Source organism: Streptomyces sp. PL-29, assembly GCF_058344425.1.
On record NZ_CP136996.1, the window covers coordinates 4,353,702 to 4,369,684 of the forward strand.

17 protein-coding genes are annotated in these 15,983 nt (G+C 72.2%); 10 read left to right on the forward strand and 7 right to left on the reverse strand.

Translation table 11 applies throughout. From position 1 onward, the window contains the following. Positions 1-19 precede the first annotated feature (19 nt). Positions 20-979 (forward strand): DeoR/GlpR family DNA-binding transcription regulator, encoded by a 960-nt coding sequence (locus tag R4Z63_RS20090; protein WP_078556134.1) that lies wholly within the window; start codon positions 20-22, stop codon positions 977-979. Positions 980-1,145: 166 nt separating this feature from the next. Here the strand turns inward: R4Z63_RS20090 and R4Z63_RS20095 are convergent, their stop codons facing one another. Beyond that, positions 1,146-1,751, reverse strand: coding sequence for a DinB family protein (locus R4Z63_RS20095; protein WP_384452620.1), 606 nt, complete (start codon positions 1,749-1,751; stop codon positions 1,146-1,148). A gap of 5 nt (positions 1,752-1,756) precedes the next feature. Here R4Z63_RS20095 and R4Z63_RS20100 point away from each other — a divergent pair, with 5 nt between their 5' ends. Next, positions 1,757-1,882, forward strand: a complete 126-nt coding sequence (locus tag R4Z63_RS20100) for a hypothetical protein (protein WP_384452617.1) — start codon at positions 1,757-1,759, stop codon at positions 1,880-1,882. 81 nt (positions 1,883-1,963) lie between these two features. On the opposite strand, the gene R4Z63_RS20105 is transcribed toward R4Z63_RS20100, so the two are convergent. Next, a complete protein-coding gene (locus R4Z63_RS20105; protein ID WP_037919219.1) occupies positions 1,964-3,727 on the reverse strand; it encodes an acetyl/propionyl/methylcrotonyl-CoA carboxylase subunit alpha in 1,764 nt (587 codons plus the stop codon). Positions 3,728-4,216: 489 nt separating this feature from the next. Here R4Z63_RS20105 and R4Z63_RS20110 point away from each other — a divergent pair, with 489 nt between their 5' ends. Further along, on the forward strand, positions 4,217-4,681 hold the full coding sequence (locus tag R4Z63_RS20110) for a hypothetical protein (RefSeq protein WP_384454918.1): 465 nt from the start codon (positions 4,217-4,219) through the stop codon (positions 4,679-4,681). Here the strand turns inward: R4Z63_RS20110 and R4Z63_RS20115 are convergent. From R4Z63_RS20115 to R4Z63_RS20130, 4 genes are all read right to left on the reverse strand, one after another. Then, complete coding sequence (locus R4Z63_RS20115) at positions 4,662-5,282, reverse strand: Maf family protein (RefSeq protein ID WP_384454915.1); 621 nt, start codon at positions 5,280-5,282, stop codon at positions 4,662-4,664. The genes R4Z63_RS20110 and R4Z63_RS20115 overlap by 20 nt on opposite strands. A 31-nt stretch (positions 5,283-5,313) precedes the next feature. Further along, a complete protein-coding gene (gene mmpB / locus R4Z63_RS20120; protein ID WP_269084502.1) occupies positions 5,314-5,448 on the reverse strand; it encodes a morphogenic membrane protein MmpB in 135 nt (44 codons plus the stop codon). An 86-nt stretch (positions 5,449-5,534) separates the two neighbouring features. Further along, positions 5,535-5,747 carry an acyl-CoA carboxylase epsilon subunit gene (locus R4Z63_RS20125; RefSeq protein WP_037919222.1) on the reverse strand — a complete coding sequence of 71 codons (213 nt, stop codon included), beginning with the start codon at positions 5,745-5,747 and terminating at the stop codon, positions 5,535-5,537. 18 nt (positions 5,748-5,765) lie between these two features. Beyond that, positions 5,766-7,358, reverse strand: a complete 1,593-nt coding sequence (locus R4Z63_RS20130; RefSeq protein ID WP_037919224.1) for an acyl-CoA carboxylase subunit beta — start codon at positions 7,356-7,358, stop codon at positions 5,766-5,768. A 131-nt stretch (positions 7,359-7,489) separates the two neighbouring features. On the opposite strand from R4Z63_RS20130, the gene R4Z63_RS20135 reads away from it, so the two are divergent. The 5 genes from R4Z63_RS20135 (at position 7,490) to hutH (ending at position 13,612) form a co-directional block, all read left to right on the forward strand. Next, entirely contained in the window at positions 7,490-8,356 is an 867-nt protein-coding gene (locus R4Z63_RS20135) for a biotin--[acetyl-CoA-carboxylase] ligase (RefSeq protein WP_037919225.1), read from the forward strand. 221 nt (positions 8,357-8,577) lie between these two features. Beyond that, complete coding sequence (locus R4Z63_RS20140; protein WP_030851135.1) at positions 8,578-9,726, forward strand: adenylate/guanylate cyclase domain-containing protein; 1,149 nt, start codon at positions 8,578-8,580, stop codon at positions 9,724-9,726. A 158-nt stretch (positions 9,727-9,884) separates the two neighbouring features. Next, positions 9,885-10,682 (forward strand): enoyl-CoA hydratase-related protein, encoded by a 798-nt coding sequence (locus tag R4Z63_RS20145; RefSeq protein ID WP_384454909.1) that lies wholly within the window; start codon positions 9,885-9,887, stop codon positions 10,680-10,682. Positions 10,683-10,794: 112 nt separating this feature from the next. Next, the gene (locus tag R4Z63_RS20150) at positions 10,795-11,910 is read left to right on the forward strand and encodes a GGDEF domain-containing protein (RefSeq protein ID WP_384582562.1); all 1,116 of its coding nucleotides are present in this window, start codon (positions 10,795-10,797) and stop codon (positions 11,908-11,910) included. A 160-nt stretch (positions 11,911-12,070) separates the two neighbouring features. After that, positions 12,071-13,612 carry a histidine ammonia-lyase gene (gene hutH / locus R4Z63_RS20155; protein ID WP_384454926.1) on the forward strand — a complete coding sequence of 514 codons (1,542 nt, stop codon included), beginning with the start codon at positions 12,071-12,073 and terminating at the stop codon, positions 13,610-13,612. A 101-nt stretch (positions 13,613-13,713) separates the two neighbouring features. Here the strand turns inward: hutH and R4Z63_RS20160 are convergent, their stop codons facing one another. Next, positions 13,714-14,034, reverse strand: a complete 321-nt coding sequence (locus tag R4Z63_RS20160; protein ID WP_384454923.1) for a hypothetical protein — start codon at positions 14,032-14,034, stop codon at positions 13,714-13,716. 173 nt (positions 14,035-14,207) lie between these two features. On the opposite strand from R4Z63_RS20160, the gene R4Z63_RS20165 reads away from it, so the two are divergent. Both R4Z63_RS20165 and R4Z63_RS20170 read left to right on the forward strand, forming a co-directional pair. Further along, entirely contained in the window at positions 14,208-14,501 is a 294-nt protein-coding gene (locus R4Z63_RS20165) for a hypothetical protein (RefSeq protein ID WP_030964547.1), read from the forward strand. Between the two features lie 132 nt (positions 14,502-14,633). Further along, positions 14,634-15,911, forward strand: coding sequence for a L,D-transpeptidase (locus tag R4Z63_RS20170; RefSeq protein ID WP_384454903.1), 1,278 nt, complete (start codon positions 14,634-14,636; stop codon positions 15,909-15,911). Positions 15,912-15,983: the final 72 nt, after the last annotated feature.

The following is a 15,983-nucleotide window of genomic DNA, read 5'->3' on the forward strand; positions in this document are numbered from 1 at the left end:
TGGGGTTACTGTCAGTTTCGTGTTCGCTGCAGAACGTCGCCAATTGATCCTCGAAATGGTGCGGGCCAACGGAGCGGTGTCGCTCCGGGAGCTCGCCCGTGTCGTCCAGACCTCCGAAGTGACCGTACGGCGGGACGTGCGGGCGCTGGAGGCCGAAGGACTCCTCGACCGCCGGCACGGCGGTGCGGTCTTGCCGGGCGGTTTCACGCGGGAGTCCGGCTTTCCGCAAAAGTCCCATCTCGCGACGGCGGAGAAGACCGCCATCGCCGATGTCGCGGCCGGCCTCGTCGAAGAGGGCGAGGCCGTCGTCGTCGGCGCGGGCACCACGACGCAGGAGCTGGCCCGCCGGCTCGCCCGCGTGCCCGGCCTGACCGTCGTCACCAACTCCCTCCTGGTCGCCCAGGCGCTGGCCCACGCCAACCGGGTCGAGGTCGTCATGACCGGCGGCACCCTGCGCGGGTCCAACTACGCCCTCGTCGGCAGCGGGGCCGAGCAGTCCCTCCAGGGACTGCGGGTCTCCCGTGCCTTCCTGTCGGGCAGCGGTCTGACGGCGGAGCGCGGCCTGTCCACGTCCAACATGCTCAGCGCGAGCGTGGACCGGGCGCTGGTGCAGGCGGCCGCGGAGGTGGTGGTCCTGGCGGACCACACCAAGCTCGGCACGGACACCATGTTCCAGACGGTGCCGACGGACGTGATGACCCGCCTGGTCACGGACGAACCCCCGCCGCACGACGACCGCGCCGCCACCGAGCTCCAGGCCCTGGCCGACCAGGGCGTCCAGATCACGGTGGCGGGCGGCCAGGCCGCGGCCCCCGGCGGCGTGGACGGCCTGGGCGCCCGCCGCCCACGCCGCGACTCCCCCCTCCCGGTTCAGCGCCGCGGCGGCCCGACGGCCCAGCTGCGCAGCGCGTCGGCTCTGACGGACCCGGGTGAACGGGAGCGCGAACGGGCCCGCGTGGCGGACATGCGGCGCCGGTAGCGGTGCTGGAGGTCGGGATGTCCCGGGCCGCGTGAAGCGGCGATGCGCGGTGGCGGGCCGGGCGCCGAACACCGGCGGCAACCGGGGCGGCCGGCTCACCGGGTTCCACAGGAGCCGGATGCTTCGGCGGAACAGCACCCCCGACCGGCACAACGCCGCGCGGCCGTCACGTCACGGGAGACTCCCTCCGAGCCCCGACCGGTGCGGCCGACCTGGCGGCCTGCTCGATCTTCGCGCGGTAGGCCGCACGGGCTTCCTGGTCGATCTGCTGCTCGTGTTCGGAACGCAGCCCGGTCCGGCCGTCGAGGCTCTCGCGCAGGATGTCGGCGTGTCCGGCATGCCGGACGGACTCGCCGAGGACATGGACCATGACGGCGAACAGGTTCGTGTCGGCATGAGGCTCCGGCCACCACGGCACCCGGCCGGGGGCGTCCAGGGAAAGCTCGCCGATCGTCGCGTCCGCGTGTTCCCAGGTACGCCGGTAGAACGCGATGATCTGATCGCGGGTCTCGTCCTCGGTCGCCCACAGATCACTGTCGTGGGCGTCCTGCCACCTGGGCAGCGGTTCCGGGGAGGTGCGGTCGAAGACCTCGCCGAAGTACCTGGCCTCGACCGTCGCCAGGTGTTTGACCAGGCCGAGGAGGTTGGTCCCGGTCGCTGTCAGAGGGCGACGGGCATCGTATTCGGACAGGCCGTCGAGCTTCCAGAGGAGTGCCGCGCGGTCCCGCCGCAGTCTCCCGTGCAGGTGGTCCTTCGCGAATTCGTCCATCATGCGGCATGAGCCTGCCATCGACCGCTTACGGCCTCAAGATCCGCTACCCGGCCCGCGGCGGCCGGGCCCGGCCCGACGGCGGCTTCAACGACCACCTGAGGAACTGGGAGGCGACCCCGGGCACCTGGTGACGGGTGGGCCGCCCCGCACATGACACCGGCCCCCGGGACCCGAACGGGTCCCGGGGGCCGGTGTCATGTGCGGGGCGGGCGTCAGTCCTTGATCTCGCAGATCGTGGCGCCCGAGGTGACCGAGGCGCCGACCTCGGCGGTGAGGCCGACGATGGTGCCGGAGCGGTGCGCGTTGAGCGGCTGCTCCATCTTCATCGCTTCGAGCACGACGATCAGTTCGCCCTCGGTGACCTGCTGGCCCTCCTCGACCGCGACCTTGACGATCGTGCCCTGCATCGGGGAGGCGAGCGTGTCGCCGGAGGCGGCCGGCCCGGACTTCTTGGCCGCGCGGCGCTTCGGCTTGGCGCCGCCCGCGGCGGCCGTGCGGGCCAGGGTCATGCCGAGCGAGGACGGCAGCGAGACCTCCAGGCGCTTGCCGCCGACCTCGACGACGACCGTCTCGCGGCCCGGCTCGTCCTCGGTCTCCTCGGCCGCGGGAGCCGTGAACGCCGGGATCTCGTTGACGAACTCGGTCTCGATCCAGCGCGTGTAGACGGTGAAGGGGCTGCCGTCGGTGGGGGCGAACGCCGGGTCGGCGACGACCGCACGGTGGAAGGGGATGGCCGTGGCCATGCCCTCGACCTCGAACTCGGCGAGCGCCCGGGCGGCGCGCTGCAGCGCCTGCTCGCGGGTGGCGCCGGTGACGATCAGCTTGGCCAGCAGCGAGTCCCAGGCCGGGCCGATGACGGAGCCGGACTCGACGCCCGCGTCGAGGCGGACGCCCGGGCCCGTCGGCGCGACGAACTTCGTCACCGTGCCGGGCGCCGGGAGGAAGCCGCGGCCCGGGTCCTCGCCGTTGATGCGGAACTCGAAGGAGTGGCCGCGCAGCACCGGGTCGCCGTACCCGAGCTCCTCGCCGTCGGCGATGCGGAACATCTCGCGGACCAGGTCGATGCCGGCGACCTCCTCGGTCACCGGGTGCTCGACCTGGAGGCGGGTGTTGACCTCCAGGAAGGAGATCAGGCCGTCGGCGGAGACCAGGAACTCGACGGTGCCGGCACCCACGTAGCCGGCTTCCTTCAGGATGGCCTTGGACGCGGCGTACAGCTCCGCGTTCTGAGCCTCGGTCAGGAACGGTGCGGGAGCCTCCTCCACCAGCTTCTGGTGGCGGCGCTGGAGGGAGCAGTCACGGGTCGAGACCACGACGACGTTGCCGTGCGAGTCGGCCAGGCACTGGGTCTCGACGTGGCGCGGCTTGTCGAGGTAGCGCTCGACGAAGCACTCGCCGCGGCCGAAGGCGGCGACGGCCTCGCGGACGGCGGATTCGTAGAGCTCCGGCACCTCTTCGAGGGTGCGGGCGACCTTCAGGCCGCGGCCGCCACCGCCGAAGGCCGCCTTGATGGCGATCGGCAGGCCGTGCTCCTTGGCGAAGGCGACGACCTCGTCGGCCCCGGAGACCGGGTCCGGCGTGCCGGCGACCAGCGGCGCACCGGCGCGCTGGGCGATGTGGCGGGCGGCCACCTTGTCACCGAGGTCGCGGATCGCCTGCGGCGGCGGGCCGATCCAGGTCAGGCCGGCGTCGATCACGGCCTGGGCGAAGTCGGCGTTCTCGGACAGGAAGCCGTATCCGGGGTGGATGGCGTCCGCACCCGAGTCGGCGGCGGCCTGGAGGACCTTGGAGATGTCCAGGTAGCTGGCGGCCGGGGTGTCACCGCCCAACGCGAAAGCTTCGTCGGCCGCGCGGACGTGCAGAGCGTCCCGGTCCGGATCGGCGTAGACGGCTACGCTCGCGATCCCGGCGTCCCGGCAGGCCCGAGCAACGCGGACAGCGATTTCGCCACGGTTGGCGATGAGCACCTTGCGCACGATGGCTCCCTCCTTGAAACAAGCTGAGTTTAGGGACAGCCCACACGGCCTTTCGACCCTTCCCCGGTGGTGACCTTGCCCACACAGAGTGTGATGCGAGGCCCGCTCCGCCGGAGAACCCTTGTGGCGCCCCAGGTCAGGGGGATCCCCGACTGCACAGTAACCCCGTCATGTAGCCAAGGTCTCTGTCTCCCCGGTCAGCGGCCCCGGGTGATTCTTTGTCGAGTCCCTACGAACGGCCCACACTTTCTTTGCTGCCGAGCGAGGAGTTGTCCCCTTGTTTACTGATTGGTAGCTCCGACGTCCCGCGGGGCGAACCGGGACAACACCGTACCCACAGCGAGGCGGCCGACCGCGGTCCCGCCGGGCCGCCGCGCGGCGGGCGTGTACTCCGGACGGGCGACCTCGGCCGATCCCTTGCCCACCGGGCTACCCGTTAGTAGCCTCCAGGCGTCGAACGGGCGTATGGCGCTTGGGGGGTGGGTGCACGTGGTGCGAAGACTCGTGGCCGGACTGGCCGCGATCGTGCTGGTCGCGGAAGCCGCCGTGCTGGTGCTCGTCCACATCGTGCTGGGCCGGACCACGGCCAACCAGTCGATGTCCATCGCCGGCAGCGACCCTGACGTGATGTCCAAGGCCACCTACGCCATGGGGGCGGGCATGGGCGCCTTCCTCCTGCTGTGCGCCGTCCTCGCCGCCCTCGCCGCGCTGCGCGACCGCCCGCCGGGCCGCTTCGCCCGCGTCGTGCTCGTCGCAGCCGCCGTCACCCACGGGATGCTCGGCGTACTCGCCGTCGGCCTGGTCGGCTGGGCGGCCTTCGCGACGCTGATGCTGATCCTGTGTCTGCTCGTACTGGTCCTGACGCTCTACCCCGCCTCCCGGCAGGGTGACGGCGGCGGACCCGTCGAGGACGCCCCGCCGCCGGTCGGGGGGCTCAGGCCCACAAGTCCGTGATGGACACGTCCAGTTCGCCCAGCAGGGAGCGCAGCAGCGGCATGGACAGCCCGATCACGTTGCCGTGATCCCCGTCGATGCCGTCGACGAACGGCGCCGACAGCCCGTCCAAGGTGAAGGCGCCGGCCACGTGCAGCGGCTCGCCGCTGGCCACGTACGCCGCCACCTCCGCGTCCGTCGGCTCGCCGAAGCGGACCGTCGTCGACGCCGTGGCCGAGACCTGCCGCCCGGTCGCCGTGTCGATCACGCAGTGCCCCGTGCGCAGCACGCCCGCCCGGCCGCGCATCGCCTTCCAGCGCGCGGTCGCCTCCTCGGCGTCCGCAGGCTTGCCCAACGCCTCGCCGTCCAGCTCCAGCACCGAGTCGCAGCCGATCACCAGGGCGCCCGAGGCCTCGTCCAGGGCCGCCACGACGGCCGCCTTGGCCTCGGCCAGCGCCAGCGCGAGCTCGGCCGGCTCGTCGTGGTCCAGGGTGTCCTCGTCGAAACCACTGACGATCACGTGCGGGGCGAGACCGGCCTGCCGCAGCAGGTTCAGCCGGGCGGGGGAGGCGGAGGCGAGGACGAGCTTGCGCCCGCTCGCGGGCCGGGGTGTGGCAGTCATGCACGCCATCGTAGGTGCGCCCGGGGACGGCTCAGAAGTGGCGCACACCGAGGACGTAGACCACCACGAGCATCGCGACGGCGAGCACCACGGTGAGCCGCCGGATCATCGCCTGCGCGTCGCGCATCTCCTCGGGCGGCTCGTTCTTCGGGTCGGACCAGAGCATGTTCCGATCCTGGCCCCGGGAGGGGGTGCGGCGCCTGAGTACGGGTACTCAAGCGCCGCAGCGTGTTCACGCCGTGCCGGCCCCGGCTATCCGGGCCAGTACGTCCGCCCCCAGGCCCGGGGCCCCGGCTGCGGCAGCCGCCGCCGTGCCACCCGGGCCGGCGTCGACCACTCGTCCGCGACCTCCGGGGCGCCCGGGGGCGGCGACGAGGCCAGCAGCGCCGCGCGCGCCCGGACCACCGCCAGTGCGGCGGCCAGCTCCTCCGGGGTCGGATTGCCCTTGACGACCTTGATCACCACGGTGACCTCCTGGAGGGACTAGAGGGGGATGTTGCCGTGCTTCTTCGGCGGCAGGGACTCCCGCTTGGTGCGCAGCTGCCGCAGCCCCTTCACCACGTGCGCACGGGTCTCCGACGGCATGGTCACCGCGTCGATGTAGCCGCGCTCGGCCGCCGTGTACGGGTTGAGCAGGGTGTCCTCGTACTCGGCGATGAGCCGGGTCCGGGTCTCCTCCACCTCCTCGGGAGCGGTCTCGGCGAGGGTGCGGCGGTGCAGGATGTTCACCGCGCCCTGCGCGCCCATGACGGCGATCTGAGCCGTCGGCCAGGCCAGGTTCAGGTCCGCGCCGAGGTGCTTGGAGCCCATGACGTCGTAGGCGCCGCCGAAGGCCTTGCGGGTGATGACGGTGATCAGGGGGACGGTGGCCTCCGCGTACGCGTAGATCAGCTTGGCGCCGCGCCGGATGATTCCGTTGTACTCCTGGTCGGTGCCCGGGAGGAAGCCCGGCACGTCCACGAACGTCAGCACCGGGATGTTGAAGGCGTCGCACGTCCGTACGAAGCGGGCCGCCTTCTCGGAGGCGTCGATGTCCAGGCAGCCCGCGAACTGCATCGGCTGGTTGGCGACCACGCCCACCGGGTGGCCCTCGACCCGGCCGAAACCGGTCAGGATGTTCGGCGCGAAGAGCGACTGGGTCTCCAGGAACTCCGCGTCGTCGAGCACGTGCTCGATCACGGTGTGCATGTCGTACGGCTGGTTCGCGCTGTCCGGGATCAGCACGTCGAGTTCGCGGTCGCCGTCGGAGACCTCGGTGTCGGCCTCCTCCGGGAAGGCGGGCGGCTCGGAGAGGTTGTTCGACGGGAGGTAGGACAGGAGCGACTTCACGTACTCGATGGCGTCCTTCTCGTCGCCCGCCATGTGGTGCGCGACGCCGGACGTGCTGTTGTGCGTGCGCGCACCGCCGAGCTCCTCGAAGCCGACGTCCTCGCCGGTGACCGTCTTGATGACGTCCGGGCCGGTGATGAACATGTGCGAGGTCTGGTCCACCATCACCGTGAAGTCGGTGATCGCGGGCGAGTACACGGCTCCGCCTGCGCAGGGACCGACGACCAGGCTGATCTGCGGGATCACACCCGAGGCGTGGACGTTGCGGCGGAAGATCTCGCCGTACATGCCGAGCGCGCTGACGCCCTCCTGGATGCGGGCGCCGCCGGAGTCGTTGATGCCGACGAGCGGGCAGCCGGTCTTCAGCGCGAAGTCCATGACCTTCATGATCTTCTGGCCGAAGGTCTCGCCGAGGGCTCCGCCGAAGACGGTGAAGTCCTGCGAGAAGACGGCCACGGGGCGGCCGTCGACCGTGCCGTAGCCGGTGACGACGCCGTCGCCGTAGGGCCGGGTCTTCTCCAGCCCGAAGTTGGTGGAGCGGTGCCGGGCGAATTCGTCCAGCTCGACGAAGGATCCTTCGTCCAGCAGCAGGGCCACCCGCTCACGCGCCGTCAGCTTGCCCTTGGCGTGCTGCTTCTCCACGGCACGGGCGGAACCGGCGTGGGTGGCTTCGTCGATGCGGCGCTGCAGATCCGCGATCTTGCCCGCGGTGGTGTGCATGTCGATCGGCTCTGACGGATGTGACATCGGGGTCGCGGCTCCCTGCGTGGTGTCAACTGCCTGGTCAATTGATTGACTACTGCTGGCTACTGGTGCGTAGCGTATCGGCGGGCATGGCGCTCGGCAGTGCGGCGTTTGACACACCTACATTGGGTTGCATGACGCCATCAGATGCATCAGCCGGAGCCTCCGCAGGTCGTTGGTCGAGCCTGGACCGGCCGCCGCTCAACGCCGCGGCGCTGCGGCGGGCCCTCGTCACCGGGGACGGGCTGTGGACCTCCGTGGAGGTGGTCGCCTCCACCGGGTCCACCAATACCGACCTTGCCACGCGGGCGGCCGAGCTGCCCGAGGGGGCCGTGCTCGTCGCGGAGGAGCAGAGCGCCGGACGCGGCAGGCTCGACCGGAGCTGGGTCGCCCCGGCCCGGTCCGGGCTGTTCTTCTCCGTGCTGTTCAAGCCGGGCGACGCGGTGCCGCAGGAGCAGTGGGGGTGGCTGACCCTCCTGGCCGGCGTGGCCACCGCGACCGGGCTCTCCCGGGCCGCCGGCGTGGACACCGCCCTCAAGTGGCCCAACGACCTGCTGGTCGCCGTGGAGGGGGAGGAGCGCAAGGCCGGCGGCATCCTCGCCGAGCGGGTCGAGGACGGTGTGGTCGTCGGGATCGGGCTCAATGTCACCCTCACCGAGGACGAGCTCCCGGTGCCGGCCGCCGGATCGCTGCTGCTGGCCAAGGCCACCGTGACCGACCGCGAGCCGCTGCTGAAGGCCGTGCTGCGGTCCCTGGAGGAGTGGTACGGGAACTGGCGTGCCGCCGGGGGCGACCCGGCGGCCAGCGGCCTGCAGGAGACCTACGCGGCGGGTTGCGCCACCCTCGGCCGGCACGTGCGTGCCGAGCTCCCGGGCGGGCGCACCCTCACCGGAACGGCCGAAGCCGTCGATTCCGATGGCCGCCTGGTGATCCGTACGGCCGAGGGGACCCACGAGGCGGTGGGGGCGGGCGACGTGGTCCACCTGCGGTCCGTGCACTGACGGGGGCGGGGCCGGGCGTGCGGCGGAATGCATCGAATGAGGCGTTTCGGGTGCGCGCGGCCCCCGCGTCGCCTCGGGGAGCCCCGGGCCGGACCCGGATCGGAGCAGGGGAGGGGGAGTGAGCTACGGCACACCTGCCGTATGGTTTAGGCGATCCCGCTGCTCGTGGTGATCAACCGGTTCGGCAGGGCAGTGCGCACGGAATGGACAGGAGGCGGCCCTTGACCGTCGACGACTCTGCCTCCGGCGCGTCCGCCCCCGGGCCCACCGGTCCGGGCACCCCGATCGGGCGCGACCAGCACACTCCCCACCACGAGGTGGATCACACCGTGCAGCCGACGGCGGATCCCCTCGCGATCCGCCTGGAGCAGCTGATCCTCGGCGCGGAGCGCCGTTACACGCCCTTCCAGGCCGCCCGCAGCGCCGGGGTGTCGATGGAGCTCGCCTCCCGCTTCTGGCGGGCCATGGGCTTCGCCGACATCGGCCAGGCGAGGGCGCTGACGGAGGCGGACGTGCTGGCCCTGCGCCGACTCGCCGGCCTGGTGGAGGCAGGGCTGCTGTCCGAGCCGATGGCGGTGCAGGTGGCGCGGTCCACCGGGCAGACCACGGCGCGGCTGGCGGAGTGGCAGATCGACTCGTTCCTGGAGGGGCTCACGGAGCCGCCGGAGCCGGGCATGACCCGTACGGAGGTCACATACCCCCTGGTCGAGCTGCTTCTGCCGGAGCTGGAGGAGTTCCTCGTCTACGTCTGGCGGCGCCAGCTGGCGGCGGCCACCGGGCGGGTGGTGCAGGTGGCGGACGACGAGGAGATGGTGGACCGGCGGCTGGCGGTGGGCTTCGCCGATCTGGTGGGCTTCACCCGTCTGACGCGCCGGCTGGAGGAGGAGGAGCTCGGTGAGCTGGTCGAGTCCTTCGAGACGACCGCGGCGGACCTGGTGGCCGCGTATGGCGGCCGGCTGATCAAGACCCTCGGCGACGAGGTGCTGTACTGCGCCGACGACGCGGCGACCGCCGCGGAGATCGCGCTGCGGCTCATCGAGACGATGGAGGCGGATCCGCAGATGCCCGAGCTGCGGGTCGGGATCGCCTTCGGGACGGTGACGACCCGGATGGGTGATGTCTTCGGGACCACGGTGAACCTGGCGAGCCGTTTGACGTCGATAGCCCCCAAGGACGCCGTGCTGGTGGACGGGGCGATGGCCGAGGAGCTCTCCCGGACCGGCGCCGCGCCGGTGTCGGAGAAGGAGGCGGAGGCGGAGCCCGACGAGGGTGCGGCCTACCGGTTCGCCCTCCAGCCGATGTGGCAGCGGCCGGTGCGCGGTCTGGGCGTCGTGGAGCCCTGGTCGCTGACGCGCCGCAAGCGCCGCTGACGTGCGGCAGGCGCCGCCGGCGTGCGGCAGCCGCCGCCGGCGTGCGGCAGCCGCACGGCCGGGTCCGGCGGCGGCACCGCGACGGGCCACTGGCCGTCCCCGCCGGTGGGGGCACCCCCTAGTATCCCGGGGTAACGTTCGTTAACCGGGAGGGTCCTATGGCGTCCGAGTTCGAGTCGGAGTTCGTGGCGGTTCGCCGTCACGAGGGCGGGGTTGCGGAGCTGGTCCTGGACCGCCCCAAGGCCATGAACGCGGTCTCGACCGGCATGGCCCGGGCCATCGGCGCGGCCTGCGCCGCGCTGGCCGCGGACCGTTCCGTGCGGGTGGTCGTGCTCTCCTCCGCCGCGGAGCGGGCCTTCTGCGTGGGGGCCGACCTCAAGGAGCGCAACTCCTTCTCCGACGCCGAGCTGACGCGGCAGCGGCCGACCACGCGCGGGGCCTACGGCGGCGTGATGGAGCTGCCGATGCCCACGATCGCGGCCGTTCACGGGTTCGCGCTGGGCGGCGGCTTCGAGCTGGCCCTGGCCTGCGACGTGATCGTCGCCGACGAGACCGCGGTGGTCGGTCTGCCCGAGGTCTCCGTCGGTGTGATCCCGGGCGGCGGCGGTACGCAGCTGCTGCCGCGCCGGGTGGGCGCCGCGCGGGCCGCCGAGCTGATCTTCACCGCGCGCCGGGTGGAGGCCGCCGAGGCGCTCTCCCTGGGGCTGCTGGACTCCGTGGTGCCGGCCGGCCGGGACACGGCCGAGGCGCTGGCCCTGGCGTCGCGGATGGCCGCGAACTCGCCGGTGGGCCTGCGGGCCGCCAAGCGCGCGCTGCGGCTGGGGCACGGGACGGACCTGGCGACCGGTCTGGAGATCGAGGACGCCGCCTGGCGGACGGTCGCCCTCTCCGGCGACCGCGTGGAGGGCGTGGCGGCCTTCAACGAGAAGCGCAAGCCGAACTGGCCGGGGGAGTAGGCATTGGACCGGGGGCCCGGACGGGCCTCCGGTCGTCCTGCCGGCGAGCGTGCCGGCAGGGAAACTCGCGCCAATTATCTCAAAATCCGACAAAACTCCCTAACCTGGGGTGATGGGAGCTGACGGGCGGCTGCGAGCCGTGGTGGGCCTCGCCCAGGCGATGGCCGCGGCGGGCACGCCGCGCGACAGTGTGCGTGCGGCCGCGCGGGGCGCGCGCCTGGCGATGGACGGCTCGTTCGCCGCGATCTCCGCGTGGGAGCGGGAGCGCGGGTGTCTGCGCGTCCTCGTCAACGAGGGCGAGCGGCGGGCGGGGGAGGAGGAGTTCCCCGAGGACGAGTCCTATCCGGTGCACGACTTCCCCGAGATCACCGAGTTCCTGCACGAGCGCTGGGTGGGCGGCGGCGGTCCGCATGCCTGGGTCGAGAGCGCCGTCGGCGACCGGCCGGGGCGGCGCGGCGAGGCCCTGCGCCGTCGGGGCCGGGGGACGTGCGTGGTCGCGCCCGTGGTGCTCAGCGGGCGTGCCTGGGGCGAGCTGTACGTCGCCCGGGACGAGGGGCTGCCCGACTTCGACGAGGACGACGCGGAGTTCGCCACCGTGCTCGCCGCCGTGGTCGCGGCCGGCCTCGCGCAGAACGAGCGCCTGGAGGAGGCGCGGCGGCTCGCCTTCACCGACCCGCTGACCGGGCTCGCCAACCGTCGGGCGGTCGACATGCGCCTCGACGAGGCCCTGGAGGAGCACCGCCGGACCGGTGTCGTCGTCAGCCTCGTCGTCTGCGACCTGAACGGGCTGAAGAAGGTCAACGACACCCTCGGGCACGCTATGGGTGACCGGCTGCTGGAGCGGTTCGGATCGGTGCTGAGCCTGTGCGGGGCCATACTCCCGGGCGCGCTGGTCGCCCGCTTGGGCGGCGACGAGTTCTGCCTGGTCGGGGTCGGCCCGCCGGCCGATGACGTGGTCCGGGTCAGCGAGGAGCTGTGTACGCGCGCCGCCGGGTTGGAGCTGGGCGAGGGCGTGGCCTGCGGGGTGGCCTCCACCGGGGACCCGATCGGGCCGGTGAAGTCCTCCCGGAGGCTGTTTCGCCTCGCGGACGCCGCCCAGTACAAGGCGAAGGCGGCGCGGTCGGCGGGGCCGGTGGTGGCGGGCCGGGACACCGCGGTGGTCCGGCTGGCGGACGCCGCCGCCCAGGAGGCCCCGGGGGAGCGGCGGCGCTTCCGTGGCCGGCGGTGACCGCGGGCGGCGGGCGGCGGCCGCGGAGCCGGGCGTCCGGCCGTCCTCGCGGACCCGGGGCCCGGCGCGTCCGTGCGTAAGGGGTCCAGTGGCTGCCCGATCGTGACAGTTCCAACTAGTGACATGAAGCGATTCAATCCGTAGGGTGCTGAATATGGATATGCACACTGTCGTGGTGGGGACGTCCGGTACCACCGCCGAGGACGTCATCGCCGTTGCCCGCGGCAACGCACGGGTCGAGCTGTCCGGCGAGGCGCTCGACGCACTCGCCCGCGCCCGCGAGATCGTCGACGCGCTGGCCGCCAAGCCCGAACCCGTCTACGGGGTGTCCACCGGGTTCGGCGCCCTCGCCTCCCGACACATCAGTCCCGAGCTGCGCGCCCAGCTCCAGCGCAACATCGTCCGCTCGCACGCCGCCGGCATGGGTCCGCGCGTCGAGCGCGAGGTGGTCCGCGCGCTGATGTTCCTCCGGCTCAAGACCGTCGCCTCCGGCCACACCGGGGTGCGCCCCTCCGTGGCGCAGACCATGGCCGCCGTGCTGAACGCCGGGATCACCCCGGTCGTCCACGAGTACGGCTCCCTCGGCTGCTCCGGCGACCTCGCGCCGCTGTCCCACTGCGCGCTCGCGCTGATGGGCGAGGGCGACGCCGAGGGCCCGGACGGCACCGTCCGCCCCGCCGCCGAGCTGCTCGCCGAGTACGGCATCGAGCCCGTCGAACTCCGCGAGAAGGAAGGCCTCGCCCTCCTCAACGGAACCGACGGCATGCTCGGCATGCTGATCATGGCCCTCGCCGACCTCGACAGGCTCTACAAGTCCGCCGACATCACCGCGGCCTTCACCCTGGAGGCGCTGCTCGGCACCGAGAAGGTCCTCCAGCCCGAGCTGCACGCCATCCGCCCGCACCCCGGCCAGGGCGCCTCCGCCGCCAACATGGCCGCCGTACTGAAGGGCTCCGGCCTGACCGGGCACTTCCAGGAGGAGTCCGCGCCGCGCGTGCAGGACGCCTACTCCGTGCGCTGCGCCCCGCAGGTCGCCGGCGCGGGCCGCGACACCATGGCGCACGCCGCCCTGGTCGCCTCCCGCGAGCTGGCCTCCGCCGTCGACAACCCGGTGGTGCTGCCCGACGGCCGCGTGGAGTCCAACGGCAACTTCCACGGCGCCCCGGTCGCCTACGTGCTGGACTTCCTCGCCATCGCCGCCGCCGACCTCGGCTCCATCGCCGAGCGGCGCACCGACCGGCTGCTCGACAAGAACCGCTCGCACGGCCTGCCGGCCTTCCTGGCGGACGACGCCGGCGTGGACTCCGGTCTGATGATCGCCCAGTACACGCAGGCCGCCCTGGTCAGCGAGATGAAGCGGCTCGCGGTGCCGGCCTCGGCCGACTCGATCCCCTCCTCCGCCATGCAGGAGGACCACGTCTCGATGGGCTGGTCGGCCGCGCGCAAGCTGCGTACCGCGGTCGACAACCTGACGCGGATCATCGCCATCGAGCTGTACGCGGCCACCCGCGCCATCGAGCTGCGTCACGGGCTGACGGCAGCCCCGGCCAGCCTTGCCGCGATCGCCGCCGCCCGCGCGGCGGGCGTGCAGGGGCCCGGGCCGGACCGCTTCCTCGCCCCCGACCTGGCAGCCGCCGACGCCTTCGTCCGCACGGGCGGGCTGCTCGCCGCGGTGGAGCCGGTGACGGGTCCGCTCGCCTGACGGCGGCCACCGCACGACACGCCGAAGGGCTGCCCCGGGAAGACCCCGGGGCAGCCCTTCGGCGTCGTACGCGTCCGCGGAAGTCCTGCGCGGAGGTGTTCCTACGACCTGGGGGAGCGGCGCACGGAGAAAGCCACGAAGGCGGCCCCCACGCCGAGGCAGAAGGTGCCGCCGAGGAGGTACGGGGCGGTGTCGACGGAACCGGTGTCGGCGAGCGAGAGGGACTGCGCCCCCGCACCCGAAGCGGAAGGCGCGGAGCTGGTGATCGTGCCGGTGGTCGAGGTCCCGCCGGCCGGCTCCGCGGTGTTCGCGCCCGCGGGCACGGCGGAGGTGCTCCCCGCCGCTTCCGGTGCGGTCGCGCCCGCCGAGGGCACGAACCACAGGGCGGCGAGGAGGGTGGTCGCTCCGAGAGCGGTGAGCATCGGTCGGCGTGCGGACACGGTGCGATCCCCCTTGTGGCAGCAGCGAATTGGCCGTGTGCGCCGATGCTACGGAAAGGGGCGGGTCGTGGGAAAGTCAGGGCTTCCCCGGGCTTACTCTCCGTCGTATGAACTCTTCTGAGACATCACGGTATGTACGACTTCGGGTGGATCTGGTGCTTGAGGTGCCGGACGCCCAGGCGCTCACCGGCGCCGCGCTCGCCCACATCAAGGCCGACGAGTTCATGCCGGACGAGGAACGCAGCCATGCGGAAGCCGCCGTCCGGGAAGACGAGTCGGAAGCCCTCGCCTACCTCGTCGACCCCACTGACCTGGTCCTGGACATCCCCGGGGTGGAGCTGGCGCAGGCGTCCTGGAGCAGCGAGCCCGTCGAATACGACCCCGAGTCGTTGGAGTGGGACCTCGACGAGGAAGATGGGGACTTCGACGAAGAACCCGACAACGCCTGACCGTGCGGTGGCCCACATCCCAACGGAATGTGGAACCGGCCGGCGCCGTTAACGCGTTGTCAGGACCGGGCAGGGGGGTGCGCCCCCTGCCGGGCCAACCCCGTGACGGATGTCCCGGGGTTACCGGCAACGATGGAGTGGCGTGTGAGGACGGACAGCAAGCGGCGGAGAAGGTCCCTGGCGGCCATATCCGTCGTGCTCGGCGGCGTACTGGTGCTCTCGGCGTGCAACGACGGGGACAGCGGGGGCGGGGACCCGAAGGGCAACGGGGAGGCCAGCAAGTCCCAGGCGGACGTGGACGCGGCAGCGGCCAAGGACACCTCGAAGGCCAAGATCACGATCACGCCGGAGGACGGCGCGACCAACGTCGGCCTCAACGACGCGGCGAAGGTCACCGTCGCCGACGGCACGCTCACGCAGGTCGAGCTGAAGACGAGCGAGGGCACGGCGGTGGCCGGCGACATGGCCGCCGACGGCAAGAGCTGGAAGCCCAAGGCGGCGCTGAAGCGCTCCACCAAGTACGCCCTGTCGGCGACGGCCAAGGACGCGGACGGCAAGGAGGCGCACGAGAACGCCTCCTTCACCACCGTCTCCCCGGAGAACAGCTTCGTGGCCAACTTCGTGCCGGAGGAAGGCCAGACCGTCGGCGTCGGCATGCCGGTCTCGATCACCTTCAACAAGGCGATCAAGGACAAGAAGGCCGTCCAGGCGGGTATCACCGTCTCCTCCAGCAGCGGCCAGGAAGTCGTCGGCCACTGGTTCAGCGCCCAGCGCCTGGACTTCCGCCCCGAGCAGTACTGGCAGGCGGGCTCCACCGTCACGCTGAAGCTGGCGCTGGAGGGCGTCCAGGGCGCTCCCGGCGTCCAGGGCGTCCAGAGCAAGACCGTCACCTTCAAGATCGGCCGCAGCCAGGTCTCCACGGTTGACGCCAAGACGAAGAAGATGACGGTCACCCGGGACGGCGCGGTCATCCGGACCATCCCGATCTCCGCGGGCGCCCCGGCCAACCCGACCTACAACGGCCAGATGGTGATCTCCGAGAAGTTCAAGGAGACCCGGATGAACGGTGCCACCGTCGGCTTCACCGACGCCGACGGCAAGGGCGAGTACGACATCAAGGACGTGCCGCACGCCATGCGTCTGTCGACCTCCGGGACCTTCCTCCACGGCAACTACTGGGGCGCGGACTCGATCTTCGGCAGCGTCAACACCAGCCACGGCTGCGTGGGCCTGAACGACGTCAAGGGCGCCGGCGACCCGAACCAGCCGGCCGCCTGGTTCTACGACAACTCGCTCATCGGTGACGTCGTCACGGTGGTCAACTCCCCGGACAAGACGATCAAGCCGGACAACGGCCTCAACGGCTGGAACATGAGCTGGGCCGACTGGAAGGCCGGCTCGGCCGCCTGACGCAGGGCGCGCCCCGCCGCCTCCGGGCGTGCGGCGCCTTCGGGCGTGCGGCGCCTTCGGGCGTGCGGCTCG